Source organism: Pseudomonas sp. GW456-E7 (assembly GCF_059424105.1).
In genome coordinates this window covers 1-20,224 of sequence record NZ_JBWKZB010000073.1, presented here as the reverse complement: position 1 = coordinate 20,224, position 20,224 = coordinate 1, and the positions used below count along the sequence as shown (strand labels likewise).

General features: G+C 62.0%; 19 protein-coding genes. 5 read left to right on the top strand and 14 right to left on the bottom strand.

What is annotated here, in order from left to right; genetic code table 11:
- Positions 1-84 precede the first annotated feature (84 nt).
- Genes AC07YV_RS28280 through AC07YV_RS28260 form a run of 5 tightly spaced genes read right to left on the bottom strand, consistent with a single transcriptional unit; the run spans position 85 to position 5,625 of the window.
- Positions 85-1,557, bottom strand: coding sequence for an aldehyde dehydrogenase family protein (locus AC07YV_RS28280; protein WP_102702567.1), 1,473 nt, complete (start codon positions 1,555-1,557; stop codon positions 85-87).
- A complete protein-coding gene (locus AC07YV_RS28275; RefSeq protein ID WP_102702568.1) occupies positions 1,550-2,377 on the bottom strand; it encodes an ABC transporter permease in 828 nt (275 codons plus the stop codon). Before AC07YV_RS28275 ends, AC07YV_RS28280 begins: the two co-directional genes overlap by 8 nt.
- Before the next feature lies 1 nt (position 2,378).
- Complete coding sequence (locus tag AC07YV_RS28270; protein WP_102702569.1) at positions 2,379-3,296, bottom strand: ABC transporter permease; 918 nt, start codon at positions 3,294-3,296, stop codon at positions 2,379-2,381.
- 31 nt (positions 3,297-3,327) lie between these two features.
- Positions 3,328-4,470, bottom strand: a complete 1,143-nt coding sequence (locus AC07YV_RS28265; RefSeq protein WP_102702570.1) for an ABC transporter substrate-binding protein — start codon at positions 4,468-4,470, stop codon at positions 3,328-3,330.
- A 39-nt stretch (positions 4,471-4,509) separates the two neighbouring features.
- Positions 4,510-5,625, bottom strand: coding sequence for an ABC transporter ATP-binding protein (locus AC07YV_RS28260; protein WP_102702571.1), 1,116 nt, complete (start codon positions 5,623-5,625; stop codon positions 4,510-4,512).
- 563 nt (positions 5,626-6,188) lie between these two features.
- Here AC07YV_RS28260 and AC07YV_RS28255 point away from each other — a divergent pair.
- Complete coding sequence (locus AC07YV_RS28255) at positions 6,189-6,536, top strand: DUF6124 family protein (protein WP_102702573.1); 348 nt, start codon at positions 6,189-6,191, stop codon at positions 6,534-6,536.
- 332 nt (positions 6,537-6,868) lie between these two features.
- Here the strand turns inward: AC07YV_RS28255 and AC07YV_RS28250 are convergent, their stop codons facing one another.
- Both AC07YV_RS28250 and AC07YV_RS28245 read right to left on the bottom strand, forming a co-directional pair.
- The gene (locus AC07YV_RS28250; protein ID WP_102702574.1) at positions 6,869-7,693 is read right to left on the bottom strand and encodes a response regulator transcription factor; all 825 of its coding nucleotides are present in this window, start codon (positions 7,691-7,693) and stop codon (positions 6,869-6,871) included.
- Between the two features lie 186 nt (positions 7,694-7,879).
- Positions 7,880-8,809: a LysR family transcriptional regulator gene (locus AC07YV_RS28245; RefSeq protein ID WP_102702575.1), complete on the bottom strand. Its 930-nt coding sequence runs from the start codon at positions 8,807-8,809 to the stop codon at positions 7,880-7,882.
- Between the two features lie 107 nt (positions 8,810-8,916).
- Between AC07YV_RS28245 and AC07YV_RS28240 the strand changes: the two genes are divergently transcribed.
- Together AC07YV_RS28240 and AC07YV_RS28235 are read left to right on the top strand one after the other, a co-directional pair.
- A complete protein-coding gene (locus AC07YV_RS28240; RefSeq protein WP_102702576.1) occupies positions 8,917-9,669 on the top strand; it encodes a 3-oxoacyl-ACP reductase family protein in 753 nt (250 codons plus the stop codon).
- A gap of 33 nt (positions 9,670-9,702) precedes the next feature.
- On the top strand, positions 9,703-10,305 hold the full coding sequence (locus AC07YV_RS28235; protein WP_102702577.1) for an NADPH-dependent F420 reductase: 603 nt from the start codon (positions 9,703-9,705) through the stop codon (positions 10,303-10,305).
- 43 nt (positions 10,306-10,348) lie between these two features.
- On the opposite strand, the gene AC07YV_RS28230 is transcribed toward AC07YV_RS28235, so the two are convergent.
- Together AC07YV_RS28230 and AC07YV_RS28225 are read right to left on the bottom strand one after the other, a co-directional pair.
- Positions 10,349-10,753 carry a VOC family protein gene (locus AC07YV_RS28230; protein ID WP_102702578.1) on the bottom strand — a complete coding sequence of 135 codons (405 nt, stop codon included), beginning with the start codon at positions 10,751-10,753 and terminating at the stop codon, positions 10,349-10,351.
- A gap of 23 nt (positions 10,754-10,776) precedes the next feature.
- A complete protein-coding gene (locus AC07YV_RS28225) occupies positions 10,777-12,006 on the bottom strand; it encodes an MFS transporter (RefSeq protein WP_102702579.1) in 1,230 nt (409 codons plus the stop codon).
- A gap of 134 nt (positions 12,007-12,140) precedes the next feature.
- On the opposite strand from AC07YV_RS28225, the gene AC07YV_RS28220 reads away from it, so the two are divergent.
- Complete coding sequence (locus AC07YV_RS28220; RefSeq protein WP_102702580.1) at positions 12,141-12,914, top strand: AraC family transcriptional regulator; 774 nt, start codon at positions 12,141-12,143, stop codon at positions 12,912-12,914.
- A gap of 41 nt (positions 12,915-12,955) precedes the next feature.
- Here AC07YV_RS28220 and phnX read toward each other — a convergent pair whose 3' ends face one another.
- From phnX to AC07YV_RS28195, 5 genes are all read right to left on the bottom strand, one after another.
- A complete protein-coding gene (gene phnX / locus AC07YV_RS28215) occupies positions 12,956-13,783 on the bottom strand; it encodes a phosphonoacetaldehyde hydrolase (RefSeq protein ID WP_102702581.1) in 828 nt (275 codons plus the stop codon).
- A gap of 86 nt (positions 13,784-13,869) precedes the next feature.
- Positions 13,870-14,742 (bottom strand): LysR substrate-binding domain-containing protein, encoded by an 873-nt coding sequence (locus tag AC07YV_RS28210; protein ID WP_007980564.1) that lies wholly within the window; start codon positions 14,740-14,742, stop codon positions 13,870-13,872.
- 53 nt (positions 14,743-14,795) lie between these two features.
- Positions 14,796-16,091 carry an MFS transporter gene (locus AC07YV_RS28205; protein ID WP_102702582.1) on the bottom strand — a complete coding sequence of 432 codons (1,296 nt, stop codon included), beginning with the start codon at positions 16,089-16,091 and terminating at the stop codon, positions 14,796-14,798.
- Between the two features lie 129 nt (positions 16,092-16,220).
- Positions 16,221-17,312, bottom strand: a complete 1,092-nt coding sequence (gene psrA / locus AC07YV_RS28200; RefSeq protein WP_102702583.1) for an iron-containing alcohol dehydrogenase PsrA — start codon at positions 17,310-17,312, stop codon at positions 16,221-16,223.
- Between the two features lie 284 nt (positions 17,313-17,596).
- Positions 17,597-18,934, bottom strand: a complete 1,338-nt coding sequence (locus AC07YV_RS28195; RefSeq protein ID WP_102702584.1) for a 2-hydroxycarboxylate transporter family protein — start codon at positions 18,932-18,934, stop codon at positions 17,597-17,599.
- A 128-nt stretch (positions 18,935-19,062) separates the two neighbouring features.
- On the opposite strand from AC07YV_RS28195, the gene AC07YV_RS28190 reads away from it, so the two are divergent.
- Complete coding sequence (locus AC07YV_RS28190; protein ID WP_102702585.1) at positions 19,063-19,977, top strand: LysR substrate-binding domain-containing protein; 915 nt, start codon at positions 19,063-19,065, stop codon at positions 19,975-19,977.
- Positions 19,978-20,224 lie beyond the last annotated feature (247 nt).

The following is a 20,224-nucleotide window of genomic DNA, read 5'->3' as shown; positions in this document are numbered from 1 at the left end:
CGCGAAAGCGGCGTGTCAGGCGCCATGTTTTTTGGATGTGCCGGCCCCTTCGCGAGCAAGCCCGCTCCCACAGGGGGGGACTGTTTACTTCAGGTACCACCCCCACGGCTGGTCACTGACGTACTCGGTCACCTGCTTGACCTCCAAAAAATTATGCAACCCCCATTGCCCCAGTTCCCGGCCGATGCCGCTGTGTTTCATGCCGCCCCAGGGTGCTTCGACGAAGGTCGGTTGCGAGCAGTTGACCCAGACGATCCCGGCGCGCAGTTGGTTGGCGACCCGGGCGGTGCGCTGCAGGTCGGCGCTCATCACGGCAGCGGCCAGGCCGAAACGGCTGGCGTTGGCCATTTGCACGGCTTGTTCTTCGGTCTTGAAGCGCTTGATGCACAGCACCGGGCCGAACACTTCTTCGCGCCATAGAATGCTGCTGTGGCCGGGCTCATCGAAGATCGCTGGCTCAATGAAATACCCTTCGGCCAGATGCGCCGGGCGCCGTCCGCCCGTGAGCAAACGGGCGCCACTGGCCAGGCCCTGGTCGATGAAACCGAGCACCTTGTCGTACTGGCCCTGGCTGACCAGCGGACCCAGCAGAACTCCTGGCTGCATTCCGGGGCCGATACTGATCTTGCGAGTTTCTTCCACCAGCCGTTCGATCAGACGCGGGGCGATGGATTCCTGCACCAGCAGGCGTGATGTGGCGCTGCACACCTGGCCCTGGTTCCAGAAGATCCCGAAAAGAATCCACTCCACGGCGGCTTCGACATCGGCGTCATCGAACACGATAAAGGCCGACTTGCCACCCAGCTCCAGGCTGATGTTCTTGATGTCCCGCGCTGCCGCCGACATGATTTTCGCCCCGGTGGGCACGCTGCCGGTGAAGGCCAGTTTGTCCACGCCCGGATGCTCGGTGAGCGGGCTGCCGGCGTCGGCACCGAGGCCGGTGACCAGATTCAACACTCCGGCCGGCAAGCCGATACGATCGGCGGCGGCGGCCAGTTCCAGCGCGGTCAGCGGCGTCAGCTCGGACGGTTTCAACACCACTGTGGCCCCGGCGGCCAAGGCTGGGGCGACCTTCCACGCGGCCATCAGCAGCGGGTAGTTCCAGGGGATGATCTGCCCGGCCACGCCAATCGGCTCGTGGCGGATGCGGCAACGGAAACGCTCGTCCGGCAAGACCAGCGGCTGATCCTGTTGCTGGTCCAGATCGCGGGCCAGACCGGCGTAATAACGGAAGCAGGCAATGGCATCGCCGATGTCCCACTGCGCCTCGGGCAGCGGTTTGCCGTTGTCGCGTACTTCCAGTTCCGCCAGTGCCTGTTTGCCGGCCTCCAGTTCATCGGCCAAGGCCTCCAGCCACTGCGCACGCTCGGCGCCGCTGGTCTGACCCCAGCCATTGTCGAAGGCCCGCCGGGCCGCGCGCACGGCATGGTCGACATCTTCTTCAGTGCCCGCCGCCACGCGGTGGAAGACTTGTTCGGTGGCCGGATCGATCACGTCCAGATAGCCGCCCAGGTCCGGGCTGACCCATTCACCGTTGATGTAGAGCTGATCACGCATGGTGCGACTCCTGGACGCCGGTGCGGCGGTTTTGCAGATGGCGGGAAGTGAACAGCAGGGCCAGCGACACGCAGATGATCACCGTGGAAATCGCGTTGATCTCCGGCGTCACGCCGCGGCGGATGGAGGAAAAGATGTAGATCGGCAACGTCGTTTCGGAACCGGCGACGAAGAAGGCGATGATGAAATCGTCGAAGCTGAAGGTGAAGGCCAGCAGGAACCCGGCCATGATCGCCGGGCTGATCTGCGGCAGGGTCACCCGCCAGAAGGTGTCCATCGGTGGCGCGTACAGGTCCGCCGAGGCTTCCAGCAAGGCCTTGTCCAGCGAGTCGACACGGCTGCGCACGATCACCATCACCAGGGCCATGGTGAACAGCGAGTGCGCGGCGATCACGGTGAAAAAACCCATGTTCAACTTCGGCACAGTGGGCAGCCAACTCGCCAGCAGCGGGTTGATCAGGTCGAACAGGCTGATGAAGGCGATCAGCGTCGAGATACCGATGACGATGCCGGGCACGATGATCGCGCAGTAGGTCAGCGCATCGAACAGCATCCGCACCTTGGCCCCGCAGCGCTGCAAGCCGAACACCGCCAGGGTGCCGAACAGCGTGGCGATCACCGCGGAGCTTGCGGCGATGAGTGCGCTATTGCCCAGGGCTTCCATGATGAACGGGTTGCCGAACGCGGTACCGAACCATTGCACCGAGCAGCACTGGAAGGCCAGGCCACTGCGCCCGGCGTTGAAACTGAACAGCACGATCAAGGCAATCGGCGCGTAGAGGAACAGGTACAGCGATGTCGAATAGCTGCGCAGCCACATGTCACAGACCTCCGTCTGCAGGGCGGCCGCCGTAGCGTGCCACCAGTTTCAGATACACACCGATGATCAGCAGCATCATCGCCACCAGCGTCATGGCCAGCGCACTGCCGAACGGCCAGTTGCGCGACTGCAGGAACAGGTCGACCAGCGCATTACCGACAAAGAACACCTTGCCGCCGCCGAGAATGGCAGGGATCAGGAACTCACCCATCAGCAGGATGAACACCAGCATCACCCCGGTGATGATCCCCGGTGCGGACAGCGGCAGGGTGATCCGGCGAAAGCTTTCGAAGGCGCTGGCGCCCAGGTCGGCGGACGCTTCGAGCAGGCGCTTGTCGAGTTTTTCCAGGCTGACGTAGATCGGGAACACCATCAGCGGCAGGTAGCCGTAGACGATGCCGATCAGCACCGCCCACGGCGTGTTGATCAGCCGCACATCCTCAAGCCCCAGGCTGGCCAGCAATGCCGGAATGCCTTTGCCGCTGAGGATGAAAATCCACGCGTAGGTGCGGATCAGAAAACTGGTCCAGAACGGCACGATCACCAGGGTCAGCAACAGCGAACGGTTCCGGCTGACCTTGACCGCGAGGAAGTACGCCAGCGGATAGGCCGCCACCAGGCACACCAAAGTGCCCAGCGGCGCGAGCATCAGCGTGTTGCTGAACGCTGCGCCGCGAGAGCCGAGGTTCAGGTAGTTGGCCAGGGTGAAGCCACCGGCGTAACCGCCCACGGCGCTGCGCTCGCCGAAACTGAAGACCAGGATGATCACCAGCGGCATCAACAACAGCAGCAGGAACCACAGGGTCGAAGGCAAGAGCATCAGCAAGGTGATGCGCCGGCCGAGGCTGCGCCGTTGGCGAACCTCGGCCGACAGGGCATGGCCCGGCTGCACCGTTTGCGGGTGGGCGGCGGCATTCATGGGTGACTCCTCATTGGCCATGGTCAGGCGATCAGGCGGACTTGAAACGCGCCATCAGTTCGGCACGCGCCGGGCTGGTCAGCGTCGCGGCGGCACCGAACTCCAGCGGGCTCAAGGCCTCGGCGGCCGGGTACATGATCGGGTCGTCGAGCATCGCCACAGGCAGCAGCGCGTCGACACGCTTGTCGCCACTCGGGTAGCCGTGGCTCAGCACTTCCAGCTTGTTGTGCTGCGGATCGAGCAGGTAGTTGATGAACGCGTAGGCGGCGTCCTTGTGCTCCGAACTTTTCGGAATCGCGAAGAAGTCGCTCCACAACTCGCCACCTTCCTTGCCCAGTTCGAACTGCATTTGCGCGTTGTCGCGGTGCAGTTGCGAAGCATCGCCGGTCCACGACATCGCCAGCCAGGCATCGCCGCTGCGCATCGACGGCTGAATGTCGGAGTTGATCGCGAACAGGTGCGGCTTGACCTCGATCAGCAGCTTTTCCGCGTCGGCCAGTTCTTTCGGGTCCAGGGAGTTGAAGCTGTAGCCGAAGCTTTTGAGGGCGTTGCCGATGGCGGTCAACTGGTAGTCGTGGACCATCGTCCGGCCACTGGCCGGGCCTTGGGCGGCGACCCAGAATTCCTTCCAGCTGGTCGGGCCGTTTTTCAGCTTGCCGGTGTCGTAGAGCATGCCGGTGGTGCCCCAGTTTTTCGGCACCGCGTAGACCTTGCCGTCCACCGTACCCTGGGCCATGAATTTCTGCTGGAACGCCGAGGCGTCGAAGTTGGGAATGCGCGACAGGTCCAGCGGTTCGATCAGGCCCAGCCCGACGTAGGTGCTGATGGTGTAGTTGGTTGGCACCAGCACGTCCCAGCCACTGCCGCCGGCCTGCAGTTTGGCGAGCATCTCTTCGTTGGAACCGAACACGCTCATCGACACCCGGGCGCCGGTGGTCTTGCCGAAGGCGTCGAGGTTTTCCTGGCTGTGGTAGTTCGGCCAGGTTGCCAGCGACAGGCGATCACCGAGCTTGGCCTGCTCGGCAGCCTCGGCGCTGGAGGTCAGCAGGCCGGGCATGTTGGTGGCGACCACGGCAGCGGCGATGCCGAGGCCGGTGCGGCCAAGAAACTCGCGGCGGCTGATCGAGCCGTTCTGCCAGCTGCGCAGGGTTTTTATAAAAGTCTTCTGGTCCATAGCACGCTCCACATCCGGTTGATGAAACGAATCGATGATTTACAACGCCATGGCCAGGCCATTGGCGTGATCCCAGCCGACGCGAACCGCTGCGCCGTGTTCGAAGGCATTGGCGCCGTGATCCTGCTGGCGCGGCACCCGTACACAGACCACGCCAAAGGCCTGGGTGCGTACGCGGTATTCGGTGCAATTACCCAGGTAAATGCGGTCTTCGACGCAGCCCGGCAGCTTCACTTCGCGGCTCATGTCGGCATGGGCGCCGGCGATGCTGATCAGCTCCGGGCGCACCGCAATGCAGCCGGCGGTGTTGGCGCTCAGGGCTTTGCCGGTAGGCGTCAGCGGGCTGGTCAGTTCCAGACCCTGCTCGGTACGCAACACCACCGAGTTGCCGTTGAGCTGGCGCACGGTGCCGTCGAACAGGTTGGACTCGCCGATAAAGTCGGCGACGTAGCGGCTGGCCGGGGCTTCGTAGAGTTGTTCCGGGGTGGCGGTCTGGATGATCGAGCCGTTGTGCATCACGCTGATGCTGTCGCTTATCGACAGGGCTTCTTCCTGGTCGTGGGTGACCAGCACGAAGGTGATGCCGACCTCGCGCTGCAAACGCAGCAGTTCCGATTGCATCTCCTTGCGCAGCTTGCGGTCCAGTGCGGCCAGTGGTTCGTCGAGCAGCAACACCGTCGGCTTGTTCACCAGTGCGCGGGCGAGGGCGACACGCTGTTGCTGGCCGCCGGAAAGCTCGCTCGGCTTGCGCTGGCCAAAGCCGCTCAGACGGACCATTTCCAGCGCTTCATCGGCCATGCGCAGTTGCTGTTTCTTGTCCGGGCGCGGTGTGCGATAGCGCAGGCCGTAGGCAATGTTCTGCGCCACGGTCAGGTGCGGGAACAACGCGTAATGCTGGAACACCATGTTCACCGGCCGCTCGAACGCCGGCACCCCGGCCACGCTTTTGCCGGCCAGACGAACCTCGCCACTGGTGGGCTGTTCGAAGCCGGCGATCATGCGCAGGGTGGTGGTCTTGCCACAGCCCGAGCCACCGAGAAAGGAATGAAACGAGCCACGCCGCACCGCAAAATCCAGACCGCTGACGGCCTGCACCTCGCCATAGCGTTTGACCACATTGCAGAATTCGATATCGCTTGGCGGGGTGTTGTTCACGAGGCGGGCTCCCTGGCAGTGATGAATCAGTGCGTCGGGGGCCAAACTAGCAATGGGGGTTTTGCGGTGTATATATCCCTACGGGGATAGAAGCAGATTACTGTAGGAGCGAGCTCGCTCGCGATGGACTCAAGAGCGCTGCGTTCAGCCAGTCATCCCGCGTATTCGTTAACGACCATCGCGAGCAAGCTCGCTCCTACACAAAATGCAGGTGCGTGTTTAAAGACATCCGGGGTTACTTCCCGCAAGCTACAACGGCTTGCGTCATTGCCTACAGGTACGCCAGAATCCGCCGGCTTGTGCGTCTGGAACGCGGGTCTTATCGTTTGCCGGTCACTGAAAAACAGTGATCGGGTTTGGTAGCCCGAGTTCGTTCTAGGCGCATTACGCCACCTGAATACAGTCATTTTTTTGGACTGTGCTTTATATGGTGGTCATGCGCGGGGCTCCCTTGCGGGCGCCGGGTTCTAGTGCGACCGGTCTACCAACCCGCGTGTGGCCGCCACCCTTCGTTTGGTAGCGAGGGTGATGGCTCCTTACTATTCGCGCTAGAGGTCCATTCCATGTTCAAAGTCACACCCAACCCGCCGGACACCGATCCGGCATCCCCGTACGAAAGCCTCGATTCAAGCAAGCTCCACGAAGCCGCCGAGCGCGCGCTCAACCCAGGCCCCCACATCATGGCCACCCCTCACAAACCCAGCACGATGTTCATCGTCAATCCCGAGCTCAATGCCGAAACCTTGCTGGTGCACGCCTGCGAGTCGCTGGCGTCGGCCAATGTCATGGCCAACGATCTGGTGGATCATCTGGAAGGGTCGAGCCGCAATGCGCTGTTGGGCATCGCGCAGGTGATCATGCTGGGGGAGTTGGCGGTGAACCGGGCGCTGGATCAGCTTGATCCGCCCTGACCACAATCTTCAGATCACCAGTAGACCTGTGGGAGCGAGCTTGCTCGCGATGGCGGTATGTCAGACACATCAATGTTGAATGTGCTGCCGCTATCGCGGGCAAGCCCGCTCCCACAGGGTTTTCTGCTTACCGACAGGTATCAGGCTTGCAGCTTGAGCCCAGGGGAGCAGGATCAGCTAGATTCGCGCTGACCACAATCTCCGGATCACCGACAGACCTGTGGGAGCGGGCTTGCTCGCGATGGCGGTGTGTCAGACACATGGATGTTGAATGTATGGCCGCAATCGCGAGCAAGCTCGCTCCCACAGGGATATGCGTATACCAACAGGTATCAAGCCTGCAACTTGAGGCTGGGCGCCTGCAACGGATCCTCCGTCAGCTCCCGAATGAACAACCCCAGCAACTCCGACTGGCTGCCAATCCCCAGCTTGGCGTAGATGTTCTTGCGGTGAATCTTCACCGTGCCCGGGCTGATGTTGAGTTGTTCGGCCACCGAGGCGCTGGAGTGGCCGCGCAGCAACAGCTGGACAATCTCCTGCTCGCGCCCGGTGAGGATGTGTGCGCCGAAGTGGTCGAAGGCTTCGCGGATCTTGAAGTCCAGGTCTTGCGCCGGGCGCGGTTGCTGGGCCTGGCGCAAGCGCCAGGCTTCATTGATGACCTGTTCGACCACCGCTTGCGCGCACTCGACGAGTTGCATTTCGTCCCGGCTGAAGGCGCAACTGGCACTGGAGCGCATCAGCGACAACACCGCCATGGCACCACCACCGAGGTCGACGAAAAACGCCACTTCCTCGGCCAGTCCGGTTTGCTGGTAATAGGTCAGGAAGTACTCGCCGAGGTAGAAATGGTCGGGGGCGAACTGGCGCAGACGCCACAGTCCCGGTGCCTGGCCACGGGTGCAGGCCAGGTAGAAGGGGTCGAGCAGGTAAGGCCCGCACTGGTAGTCGTCGACGTACACCGCGCGCTTGTCCGCCGAAAACGTATCGAACAACGCCAGTGGCCGGTGATTGCCTTCGTAGACAAACAACACGAAATGATCGACCGGGCAGATTTGTCGAAGCCAATGACTCAACCCCGACAGCCGCGCATGCCCGGCAGGCAGGTCGAGCAGGTGGGCGACTCCGGTGGTCCAGAGTTTCAGTTCCTTGGGGCGCATGGCGGCTACAGGCAGAAGAGGATGGCCTTTGGATGCACAAAGTACGCCATGGCAGGTGGCCCCGTGTGGAGCGGGGTGGCGCACGGCAAGGCGTTTAAAAGACGCACCGCATTGGGGCCGGGTGTTACCGAGTGCTACAGGGCTGGTAGCAGAAATGATCAGGAGCACAGGTGGCTTTCCCTGAGCTCAACCCTCGCCCCCGGAAAACCTGCGCGCCAGCTGTCGCTGTTCAAATGCCTCGCTGATGAAGTCGATGAACGCCCGGGTCTTGGCCGGCATGAGGGCGCGAGTGGCGAAGTACATGGAAATGGTGCCGGCATCGGCATACCAGTCCGGCACCAGCCGCAGCAGATCGCCGCGTTCGATCCAGCCTTGCACATCCGCCACGGCGAGAAACCCTACGCCCAGCCCCAGCAATACCGCCTCGCGCACGGCAACGGGATCGTTGACGATGATGCTTTCCCTGACTTGCGCGGGCACCTCCACGCCGGCCTTGTTGCGCATGTTCCAGTACCGTACCCGGCCGGTCTGGGGGGATCGCATCAAGATGCCTTCAAGGTCTTCGAGTGCGTCCGGGGTCGTGGGTACAGGACGGCCCCGCAGGTAATCCGGTGAAGCGACAGCGATGACATGAGCTGGGGCCAACGGTCGTGAAATGACGCCTTGAGCCAGCTCAAAGCCAGCGCCGATGGCCACGTCATAACCATCGGCGATCAGGTCTACCTGGCGGTTCTCGAAATGCCATTCCGGGCGAATCAACGGATAACGGGCCAGAAACGCCGGTAGCAGGGGCAGCACGTGGCTGATGCCAAAGGTCGGCGCCATGCTCACCTTCAGTTGCCCGCAAGGTTCGCCCTGATCGGTCGCCACTGAACTGATCGCGTGTTGCAAGGCGTCGAGGTTGCCGCCGATGGACGCCAGGAAGTGCTCACCGGCTTCGGTCAATGTCAGCTTGCGGGTCGAGCGATGGAACAAGCGGACGCCAAGGTTGCGTTCAAGCATCGCCACATTGCGGCTGACAGCGGCAGGCGTCAGGGCGAGATGACGGGCAGCGGCTGAAAAGCTGCCGGCCTGCGCGCTACGGACAAAAGACTCCAGATTGGCCAGGGTTTCCATCGCTCACCTGATACGAATACTTGAAAATGATTTAAGTCATTGCACTCTAATCATTAAGGATCGACGCGGCCATGATGATTTCACCTTAACCCGAGAGTGAATTCATCATGACGACCCAAACCCTCCCGCTTGCCGGAAAAGTTGCCCTGGTTACCGGCGGCTCGCGCTCGATAGGTGCGGCCATTGCCAGGCGCCTGGCCGCCGACGGTGCGCAGGTGGCACTGACCTACAGCGCCTCGCCGGACAAGGCCCGGGAAGTGGTGCAGGCCATTGCCAGCGAAGGCGGCCGCGCCATGGCGATTGCGGCGGATGCCGGTGAACCGCAAGCGATGCGTGCGGCGGTTGCGCAAACCGTCGATACCTTCGGGCGCATCGATATCCTGGTCAACAACGCCGGCCTGGCCCTTGGCGGCCCGATCGAAGACATCGAGTTCGAAACCTACCAGCGCATGATCGCGGTCAACGTCACTGGCGTGTTCGTGGCCACCCAGGAAGCCGTGCGCCAGATGAAGGACGGCGGCCGCGTCATCCATATCGGTTCGTCGATGACCCGTTATGCCGCATTCCCCACCGCGTCCCTGTACACCCTGACCAAAGGCGCGATCACCGGTTTCAATCGCAGCCTGGTGCGTGACCTGGGACCAAAAGGCATCACGGTCAACACCGTGCACCCGGGCCCGACCGATACCGACATGAACCCGGATGGCGGCGCGGTCAGCGATTTCGTCAAGCCCGGCATCGCTGTTGGCCGCTACGGCCAGCCCCACGAAATTGCCAGCCTCGTGGCCTTCCTCGCCGGCCCCCAAGCGGCCTTTATCACCGGCGCCGACATCGTCGCAGACGGCGGTTTCACGGCCTGATCCCTTTCTTTCATTGAACGAGGAATTTTCAACATGACCACCATCGGTGTGATCGGCGCGGGCGCTATCGGCAGTGCTTTTGCCCGGGCAGCGGCAAGCAAGGGGATCAGTGTCATCCTTTCCAACAGCCGTGGCCCGGCGTCGCTGGCTGAGCGGGTCAGGGAGCTGGGGCCGCTGGTCAAGGCGGGCACCCGGGAGGAGGCCGCCGCACAGCCGATCGTGCTGGTCGCGGTGAACTGGTCGAAGTTGCCGGCAGCACTGGCAGGGCTGCCGGACTTCGCCGGGCGGATTGTGATCGATGCCAACAACCCGATCGAGGCGCCGCTGTTCAAGGGCGTCGACTTGCAGGGCCGGACATCCAGCGCGGTGTTCTCCGAGCTGGTACCCGGTGCCCGGGTGGTCAAGGCATTCAATCACCTGCAACCGCAGCTGATTTGCGCCGACCCGGGGAGGGAAGGCGGGCGCCGCGTGCTGTTTTTCTCCGGCGATGACCCGCAAGCCAGGGAGACGGTCGGTGGCTTGATCAACCGCCTGGGCTTCTTCGGCATCGACCTGGGGACGCTCGACGTCGGCGCCCGGCTGGTGCAGTTTCCTGGCGGACCTTTGCCGGCACTCAATCTGGTCAGGTTTGTCTGACCAGATTCAGGCGTGCCTTTCACGGTCGAACCGCCACCAGCGCTCAGCTGCCGTCAGTGGTTGAGTGGTGCTGGACGATCTGGATGAGATTGCCGCAGGTGTCGTCCAGTACCGCGAGGGTGACCGGCCCCATCACCGTCGGTGGGCGGGTGAACTGAACCCCGGCGGCGCTGAGCCGGGCATACTCGGCCTGCACGTCGTCGACGTCGAAAAACGTGCAGGGAATGCCGTCCTGCTTGATCGCGCTCTGGAAGATTTTTGCCGCGCCGTGGGCATTGGGCTCCAGCAGCAGCTCGACGCCATCGGGATCGCCGGGGGACGTCAGCGTCAGCCAGCGGTGTTCGCCCATGGGAATGTCGTGCTTGAGTTCAAAACCGAGCACATCCCGGTAGAAGGCAAGTGCCTTGGCCTGATCATCGACGAGTACGCTGGTGACTACGATTTTCATGGGGGTTTCCTCCTGATGGCCATTCACGCTCCCGAGGGGCGTTTGCCAGTAGACGGCAACAGTATGGTCAGAATTCCCAGCAGTGGCAGGAAAGAACACAGCGTGTACACGTACTCGATGCCATGGATATCCGCCAGATGCCCCAGTAGCGCAGCACCGATCCCGCCGAAACCGAACATCAGGCCGAAGAACACCCCGGCGATCATGCCGACGTTGCCGGGCACCAGTTCCTGGGCGAAGACCACGATGGCCGAGAAAGCCGAGGCGAGGATGAAGCCGATGATCATGCTCAACACGCCCGTCCAGTACAGGTCGACGTACGGCAGGACGAGAGTGAACGGCGCTGCGCCGAGGATCGAGAACCAGATCACCCGCTTGCGGCCGATCCGGTCGCCGATCGGGCCGCCAAAGAACGTACCCGCCGCGACGGCACCGAGGAACAGGAACAGGTACAGCTGCGAACTGGCCACCGACAGGTCGAATTTCTCGATCAAGTAGAAGGTGAAGTAACTGGTGAAACTGGCCATGTAGAAGTATTTGGAAAACACCAACAGCGCCAACACCACCAGGGCGAAGGTCACCCGCCGTTTCGACAGGCCGTGGGTGGCCTTGCTGCCTTGCTTGAGCTTGAACAGGTTCAGGTGATTGCGATACCAGCGGCTCAGGCCGTATTGCACGAGGATGGCGAACACCGCGAACAGGCCGAACCAGGCGACGTTGCCCTGGCCATAGGGAATGATGATCGCGGCGGCCAGCAAGGGGCCGAAGGCGCTGCCGGCGTTGCCGCCGACCTGAAAGGTCGATTGCGCCAGGCCGTAGCGACCGCCCGAGGCCAGGCGCGCCACCCGTGAGGTTTCCGGGTGAAAGGTCGACGACCCGACGCCCACCAGTGCCGAGGCCACGAGAATCGCCGGGAAACTGCCGACCATCGACAGCATCAGGATACCGATCAGGGTGCAGACCATGCCGGCGGGAAGCAGCCACGGTTTGGGATGACGGTCGGTGTAGAAGCCGATCCAGGGTTGCAGCAGTGAGGCGGTGAGCTGGAAGGTCAGGGTGATCAGGCCGACCTGGGTGAAGCTCAGGCCATAAGTGGCCTTGAGCATCGGGTAGATCGACGGCAGCACGGCCTGGATCAGGTCGTTGATCAGGTGCGCCAGCGCACAGGCGCCGATGACGCGCATGACCAGGGGGCTGGCCTGGCTGGCGACCGAGACGGTGGGTGAGGGCGAGCTGAGGGTGGTGGTCGACATAGGCGGGTTTCCGGATAAAAAACGCGAGCCGCGAACGCAAGGCGCAGCCAATTTCAGAGTTCGGCGTTATCCTATGGCCCACAAGGTCGCCCGTCTCGCGCAACTCGGGCACCGACCATCTCAAAAAGGGCGTCATGATCAAGCCATTGCAGACATTTCTTGCGGAGATCGACCAGGGCGGCTGGAGCGTTCGCAGCAGTGCGACCGACTACCCGGAAAACTGGTTTATCGCGCCGCATTCCCATGAAAAGCATCAACTGATCTATGCCATCGAAGGCGTGATGGTGGTGCACGCGGCAACCAGCCAATGGACGGTGCCGCCGAGCCGTGGCATCTGGATGCCGAGTGGGGTCGTGCACTGGATTCGCTGTGTCGGGCCGATCAAGATGCGCAGCGTGTTTGTGCACCCCGGCGCGTGCCCGGACCTGCCCGCCGAAACCCGCGCGGTGAGTGTGTCCGCGTTGCTCAGTGAGCTGATCAAGGTCTCGGTGGATTTCGATTTCAATGGCGATCCGGACTCGCGGGAAGCCCGGGTGCTGCGGCTGATCCTGGATGAACTGACGATCCTGCCGACCTTGCCATTGAACCTGCCGCAGCCCACCGATCAACGGATCAACCAGATCTGTCGCGCGTTGCAGCAAGACCCTGGGGATGGCTCGACGCTGTCGGACTGGAGTGCGCGGTTGAGTCTCGACGCCAAAACCATCCAGCGCCGCTTCCGCAAGGAAACCGGCATGACCTTCGGCCAATGGCGCCAGCAAGCGCGACTGCTGCTGGCGCTGGAGCGCATCGCCGTCGGGGAGAAGATCATCGACATCGCCGGGGCGCTGGGATACGACAGCCCGAGCGCGTTCACGACCATGTTCAAGAAGCAGTTCGGCAAGACGCCGAGTGATTTTTTCAGGTGAGGCGGCCGCCCGTGGGACGGCCGCTTGACGCCTGAATCCGTTCAGGATCCTTGCGGTGTTTCGCCCCGGGCCAGTCGGGCATTGATGTCTTCGATGACCGCCGGCAGATCGACGATGGTGTCGATCAGGTAGTGCGGGCGGGAGCCTTCGAACATCTTGACGATGCGGGCCCGCTCACTGTCCAGCCTGTCGGAAGGCAGGTCCTTGTATTGCTCGTAGGTCAAGCCCAGGGCATTGCCGGAACAGGTCAGCGCAACCGTCCACATCCCGGCGGCACGGCCTTCGAGAATGCCGGGCCAGGTGTCGTCGACCTTGACGCAGGCGGCGACGTCGCTGATCCCCAGGGCAATCACGTTGGCCAGGGCCTGGGCCGGGTAGGGGCGGCCGTTCGGCACCTCGTCGGTGGCCACCACATGGTCCGCCACGTAGCCATTGTGCCGCGCCAGTTCGACCACTTTTTCCATGACCACGGCCGGGTAACCGGAGCAGGAGCCGATTTTCAGGCCCTTGTCGCGCAAGGCATCGATGGTGTTCAGGGCGCCGGGAATCAGGGCCGAGTGCAGGGCGATTTTCTCGATCTGCAGCGGCATGAAGCGTTCGTACAGTGCGGTGACATCGTCATCGGTCGGCAGGCGGTCAAACACGGCACGGTAGCGCTCGGCGATCTGCGGCTGATTGCACAGGGTGCGGATGTGATCCCACTTGCCCATGCCCATCGGGCCCCGAGCTTCTTCCAGCGAAACGGCGACGCCGAACTCGGCAAAGGCTTCGACGAAAATCTGTGTAGGGGCGAAGGAGCCGAAATCGACAACGGTGCCGGCCCAGTCCAGGACCACGGCTTGCAGTTGGGTCGGTTGTTGGTAGTTCATGGTGTTTCTCCATTTTTTGTTGTGGGCAGGCCGTCCCTCCTGTCACCAGGAAGTAGGCCTGTGGATTGCTCAAGGGTGAGTCGAAATCAGGTGGCCGGCGTTGGGCTCGAGTCGAACAGCTCCGCGATCATCGGCCGGTTTCGGCGAATGCCCAGGCAGCACAGGTGGTAGTCGATGGAAAACGGGTGATTGACGAAGGTGATCGGTTTGGTGCCGGGCGTTTCGGCGTACTCGACGGCCGAGACGAAACCGATACCGATGCCCTTGGCGATGGCATGGACGATGGCCTCGCGGCTGTTCAACTGCATGACGCAATTGAGGGCGACGCCCAGGCGCTTGCAGCTTTCCTCTACCAATTGGCGAGTGCGGGAGCTTTTTTCCCGCAGCACCCATTTCTCTTCGCTGATCTGCTCGACGTGTACTTCTTTCTGCCGGGCCCAGGGATGGTCCTCGCGCACCACCGCAATGATCGGGTAGCGCCGGTAAAGCTGCGTGTCAAAACGCTGGTCGAATTCGGACAGGGCCAGGATCGCCACATCGATATCGAAGTTGAACAGGCGATCCAGGGTCTCTTTTTCCGGAGAAAACGAGGTTTCCAGCTCGATGTCCGGGTGCCGCTGCATCAGTTCGTAGGTCAGGTTCATCGCAATGGGCGGAGACACCGCGCCCAGGCGCAGCATGCCGGTCTTGCGTTGCTTGAAACTCTGCAGCAGTTGCACGGCTTCATCCTCCTGGCCGAACAGGCCCTGGGTGATCGCATAGAGTTGGTGCCCGGCGGCACTCATTTCGATAAAGCGGCCGCGGCGATGGAACAGCTCCACGGAAAACTTCTTCTCCAGGGCATTGACCTGCTCACTGACCGTGGGCTGGCCGACGCTCAGGTACTCGGCGGCGAGGGTGAAGCTGCCGGTCTTGGCCACCGCATGAAATGAACGTAGCCACTTGTGGTACTGGTACATAGACGATCCTGTTCAGAAGCCGCGCCTTCGATTCAACCTGCCGTGCGAGCCAATCAACGCCTGATGAACAACGCGACAATCGCACTGCACAGGCAGGCGCTGGTGACCACGATGAAGATCAGCGAGGTGTTGCCGGTACTGTCGAGCATACTGCCGATCAGCGGTTCCGCCAGGCCGGCGAACAGATAGGAAGAGAAGTTCATCACGCCGGTCGCCGTGCCGGCGCGCTTGGCACCCACCAGGTCCGGGCACAGTGCCCAGAAGCTGGAAGCGGGGCCGTACACGAAGAAACCGCAGAGGAACAACGCCACAAGGCCGGTCGCGCTGTGGGGGGCAAGGGTCCACATCCACAAGCTGGTGGCCGCACCGAGGAACATGTAGAGCATGATCGCCAGGTAGCGCTTGGAGCCGAACAGCTTGTCAGAGATCCAGCCATTGCTCAGCGCGCCGATGGCCATGCCGACCGGAAGGGCCACGGTGATCCATTTCGGATCGATCATGCTGTCGCCGCTTTTCCAGTTGGCGCCCAGAAAGTGCACCGGCACCCAGACGATCAAACCGTAGCGGGCAGCGTTCTGGAACCCCAGGGACACGGCGGCGATGATCAGGCGAAAGTTCTTCAGTACCGCTTTGTAGCGTTGCGCCGATGTTTCGGTTTCACCGTGCGCCACCTCATGGTTCTTGTCCTCGGCGTTGGCCACGCCTGTGTCGGCCAGCGGTTCGAATCCGAGGTCTTGCGGGCGCTCGCGGGCCACCAGGTAGAAGATGATGCCGCCTGCCAGCATGAGCAATACGGGCAGGCGGAAGATCCAGCGCCATTCCAGATGCATCACTTCCAGCACGACGATCGAGGTCACGTAGGAAAGAACGGAAGCGCAGCCGGCCGCGAACACGTAGAAGCCGTAGACCTTGCCGCGTTCACCGGCGCTCCACCAGTTGGAGATCAGCCGGCTCCCCGGTGCCCAGCCCAATGCCTGGAAGTAGCCATTGATGCCCCAGGGCAAAATCAACGCGGCAAAGTTACTGGCGAAGCTCGTCACCCAGTTAGCGCCGCACGACAGTACCGCGCCCAGGGTCATGATGCGTCGGCCACCGAATTTGTCGGCGAGGTTGCCGTTGATGGCCTGGCCAATCGCGTAGGCCCAGAGCATGGCGGCCGATGCCCAGCCAAGGTGCTCTTTGGTAAAGCCGAACTCGGCCTGGATACCGGGAATGGCGAAACCGAACGTTTGTCGCCCGGTATAGAAAAACAGATAGCAAAACATGGCCGCCAGCAGCATGCGCCACTGGGCGAAGCGAAACGATGCGCTGTGTACGGCGAGACCTGGCATGGTTTGGGCACGATTCATGATCTTTTCCTTATTCTTGTTCGTTCCCTGCGAGTTGCGTCGCAGGGTGCACTCTTTTTCAGGTGCGGCAGGAAATCGTCGCGGCTCGTTACGCCGCTGGCAGTGTAGTGTCTTGGGGGCTGTCGAGCCCTAGGCCGCTCGTGAGCCGATGAAGTTCTTGCCGCGCGCGCCTTGCAGGGCGAAGTCGATCATGGCTTGCGCCTCTTCGGCCGTTACGCCGTAGTCGGCGAACTCGGTTTTCACATCCAGGCTGTGCAGGAAGGCGCGCAAGCGGGCCTGGGCTTTATCCAGGTCTGGCCCGAAAACCCGTTGCAGGGTCTTGTCACGCGTTGCGTCGTGGCCCCAGGCAAGGCCCAGTACCAGTGGCAGGGTGAAGGAGCAGGCGATGCCATGGGGCAAGCCGTAGTGCAGGGTCATCTCATAGGAAATGGAGTGAGCCAGTGCGGTCTTGGTGTTGGAGAACGCCATGCCCGCCTTGAGTGCGGCGAGGGCCATCCGTGAACGCAGTTCCTGGCTGGACAGGTCACGCCGCAGCAAGGGCAGGCATTCGAGGATGTCTTCGATGGCAGAGATGGCGAAGGTGTCGGAAAGCGGATTGGCGTTGATGTTCCAGATCGATTCCAGTGCGTGGGACAGTGCATCCAGTCCGGTGGAAACGGTGACGCTGGCTGGCACCGTGAGCATCAATTGCGGATCGATGATCGCGACCTTTGGCCAGGTACAGTCCAGGTGCAGGGAATACTTCTTGTGGTTGGCCGCGTCCCAGATCGTCGCCCAGGGCGTGACTTCACTGCCGGTGCCTGCCGTGGTCGGGGCTGCGATCAGCTGTTTGCTGCGTGCCGGGACGAAGGGTTTGCCGCTTGCCAGCAATGCCAGCAGCTCATCGAAGCGGCCTGACTCGGTGCCGACAATCAGCGCCTTGGCGGTGTCGATGGCACTGCCGCCTCCAACGGCAATCACCGCATGGCAATCGCCGGCTTCTTGCCAGAAGCGTTCATAGGTCGCGCGCAGTTGCGCGACATCGGGATTGGGCTGGACATCTTCGATCACGTAGACCAGACGTTCGCCCAGCAACGCCTGGAGGCGGTCCACCAGCCCCAGGTCACGGGCTTCGGGAAAAGTCACGACGGCAACGTTCTGGTGTTCGGTGATGGCGGCCAGCTCTTGCAGGCTGCCCCAGCCGAAACGGGTATCCACTGGGTTGTGAAATCGGGCGGTCATGGCGGGTCCTTGGTTTTTGTTGTTGGAAGTGACGCCATGCTCGCGGTCCACGCACTGCTGCACAAATCGATAATTCGCAGGTTTGAATCGGCTGGGCCGATAACGGCCTCACAATGCAAAACACCGGCACGGGGCCGGTGTTCTGTTCAGCTAATAGTTTGAACACCGCACCTCCTGTGGGAGCGAGCTTGCTCGTGATTGCGGTCGTACATTCAACATCTATGTATCAGGCACAACGCTATCGCGAGCAAGCTCGCTCCCACAGGGTTTGCGTGTTGAGAACTTCAGACAAACAGGCGCAACAGTATCGTCGCCAGAATCACCGTCGAAGCCCCGCCGATGCGCGTGGAAATCTGCGCGAACGGCATCAGCGACATGCGGTTGGACGCCGAGAGGATCGCCACGTCTCCGGTGCCGCCCAGGCCGCTGTGACAGCAGGTCACGATGGCCGATTCGATGGGGTACATCTTCATCAGGTTGCCAATGAAAAAGCCGGCCACGGTCATCGACACCACCACCGAGACGCACACCAGCACATAGCCGACCGAGAACACTTTCACCACGCTGTCCAGCGGTACGTAGAGCATGCCCAGGCCGATCATCACCGGCCAGATGAAGGCCGACGACACCAGTTTGTAAAAGGTGTTGGCGCCTTTCTCGAGTTTCTCCGGCAGCACCCGAAGGTACTTAAACAGCACCGCTGCGAGGATCATCATCACCGGGCCGGGAATGCCCACGACTTTTTCCAGCAGGCCGCCGAGGACGAAGAACGCGCAGATCACCAGCACCCCGGCACCCATGACGCGAAAGTCGACAAGGGAGCCGGTGTCTTCCTTGACCTTGAATTTATCGTTCTCGTCCTTGGCGCGGATCAGCGAACCTTCACCATTGATGTTCGGGCGTTTGAGGGCCAGGCGCGCGAGAAAACCGGCACAGATGATCGCTGCGATGTTGCCGACCACGGCGGCCGGCGCCAGTTGCGCCACGTAGATATCCGGGGTGCCGCCGAGGATCGACGAGTAGGCCAGCGACAGGGGCAGGATCCCTTCGCCGATCCCGCCGCCAATGATCGGCACGATGATGAAAAAGAACGTGTGGTGAAAGCTGTAGCCCACCAGTTTGCCGACCAGCAACCCGCTGGCAACGGCGGCCAGGGTACCGACGAGCAGGGGGATGAACATCCGCAGCATGCCCTGGACCAGGATGAAACGACTCATCCCCAGAATGCTGCCGACCACCAGGCTGGCGATCACGAAGTACAGGAAGTTGGCTTCCTTCATGAGCATTTTGGTGGCGTCGATCGTCGCCGGCCCGAAGAAGCCGTAGAACACCAGGATCGATGGCAGCATCAGGCACAGGATGGCGCCGCCGCCGATTTCCTTGAGAATCGGCAGGCGCGAGCCCAGCTGGCCGAAGAACACGCCCATGGTCATGATCACGGCGAGCCCGCCGATCATGTTCTTGGGCAGGAAGCCCAGATGGGCCGAGAGATAAACGATGACCGCGATGCCGAGAAAGATCGGCAGCGGGATGACGCCGATTTCGTAGGCGCAGAGGCTGCGCAGGCGTTGCACGAAACCGCCGTCGGGGGCGTTAAGGGTTTGCTCGTAGGGCTTGTTCATGTCGCGCTTTCCTCATGTTGTTTTTATCGAGGATTCAGAAACCACGGTTGGCCGGGGATGGATTGCCACTCGGTAGATCGATGCTATCCTTCGCGAATGACGCGATAAACAGCAAAAGTATGAGGCGTATGAACACGAATCGTGATCAATTTCCCTTGCCTGAAGACCTCAAGGTGTTCCTCACCGTCGTGCGCAAAAACGGCTTCGCCAGCGCCGCCGAGGAGCTGGGGTATTCGCCGGCCTACATCAGCAAACGCATTTCCGTGCTGGAAACCACGCTCTCGACCCGCCTGCTGCACCGCACGACAAGACGCATCGCGCTGACCGACGACGGTGAGCGGGTGCGGGTGTGGGCGGAGAAGTTGCTGGGTGACCTCGATGATTTCGTCGGCGAAATATCCGAGGCGCGGCAGCAGCCCATGGGCTCCTTGCACATCTGCAGCAGCTTCGGTTTTGGCCGCAACCATGTGGCGCCGGCCATCTGCGAGCTGTCGCAGACCTATCCGAAGCTCGAGCTGCGCCTGGACGTGTTCGACCGCGTGGTCGATATCGTTGGCGAGGGCTTCGACCTGGAGATTCGCGTGGGGGATGACCTGCCGGGCCAGCATCTGGGGCGCAAACTGGTGAGCAACCAGCGGGTGCTGTGTGCGACGCCCGAGTACCTGGAACGGCGCGGTGTGCCGCAGTCGCTGGCTGACCTCAAAGACCACGATTGCCTGGTGCTCAAGGAGCGCAACAACGCGTTCGGCGTGTGGAACCTGACGAAGGACGGGCAGGAAGAGTCGGTGCGTGTCAGCGGGCCGTTATCCTCCAACAACGGTGAGATCGTGTTGCAGTGGGCCTTGAGTGGCGGCGGGATCCTGTTGCGCTCGATGTGGGATGTGAAGCCGATGCTGGAGCAGGGGCGACTGGTGCAGGTGCTGCACGATTACACCCAGAGCGCCAACGTGTGGGCGGTATACCCGACGCGGCTGAGCCAGTCGGCCAAGCTGCGGGTTTGTGTCGAGTTTCTGGAGGAATATTTTCGTCATCTGTCTCTGTAGGAGCGAGCTTGCTCCGGGCGGCGATCCGACGATGGATTCAAGAGCGCCGCGTTTAGCCAGTAAGCACGCGTTATCGTTAACGACCATCGCGAGCGAGCTCGCTCCTACAGGAATCTGTTCGGCCCATTGCAACGTGGTGCCAATGGCATCGAGCCCCAGCAGCCGTTTTTTTACATCTACCACACCCCCCTTGTAGGAGCTGCCGCAGGCTGCGATCTTTTGATCTTGATTTGAGCCCGTCAAAAGC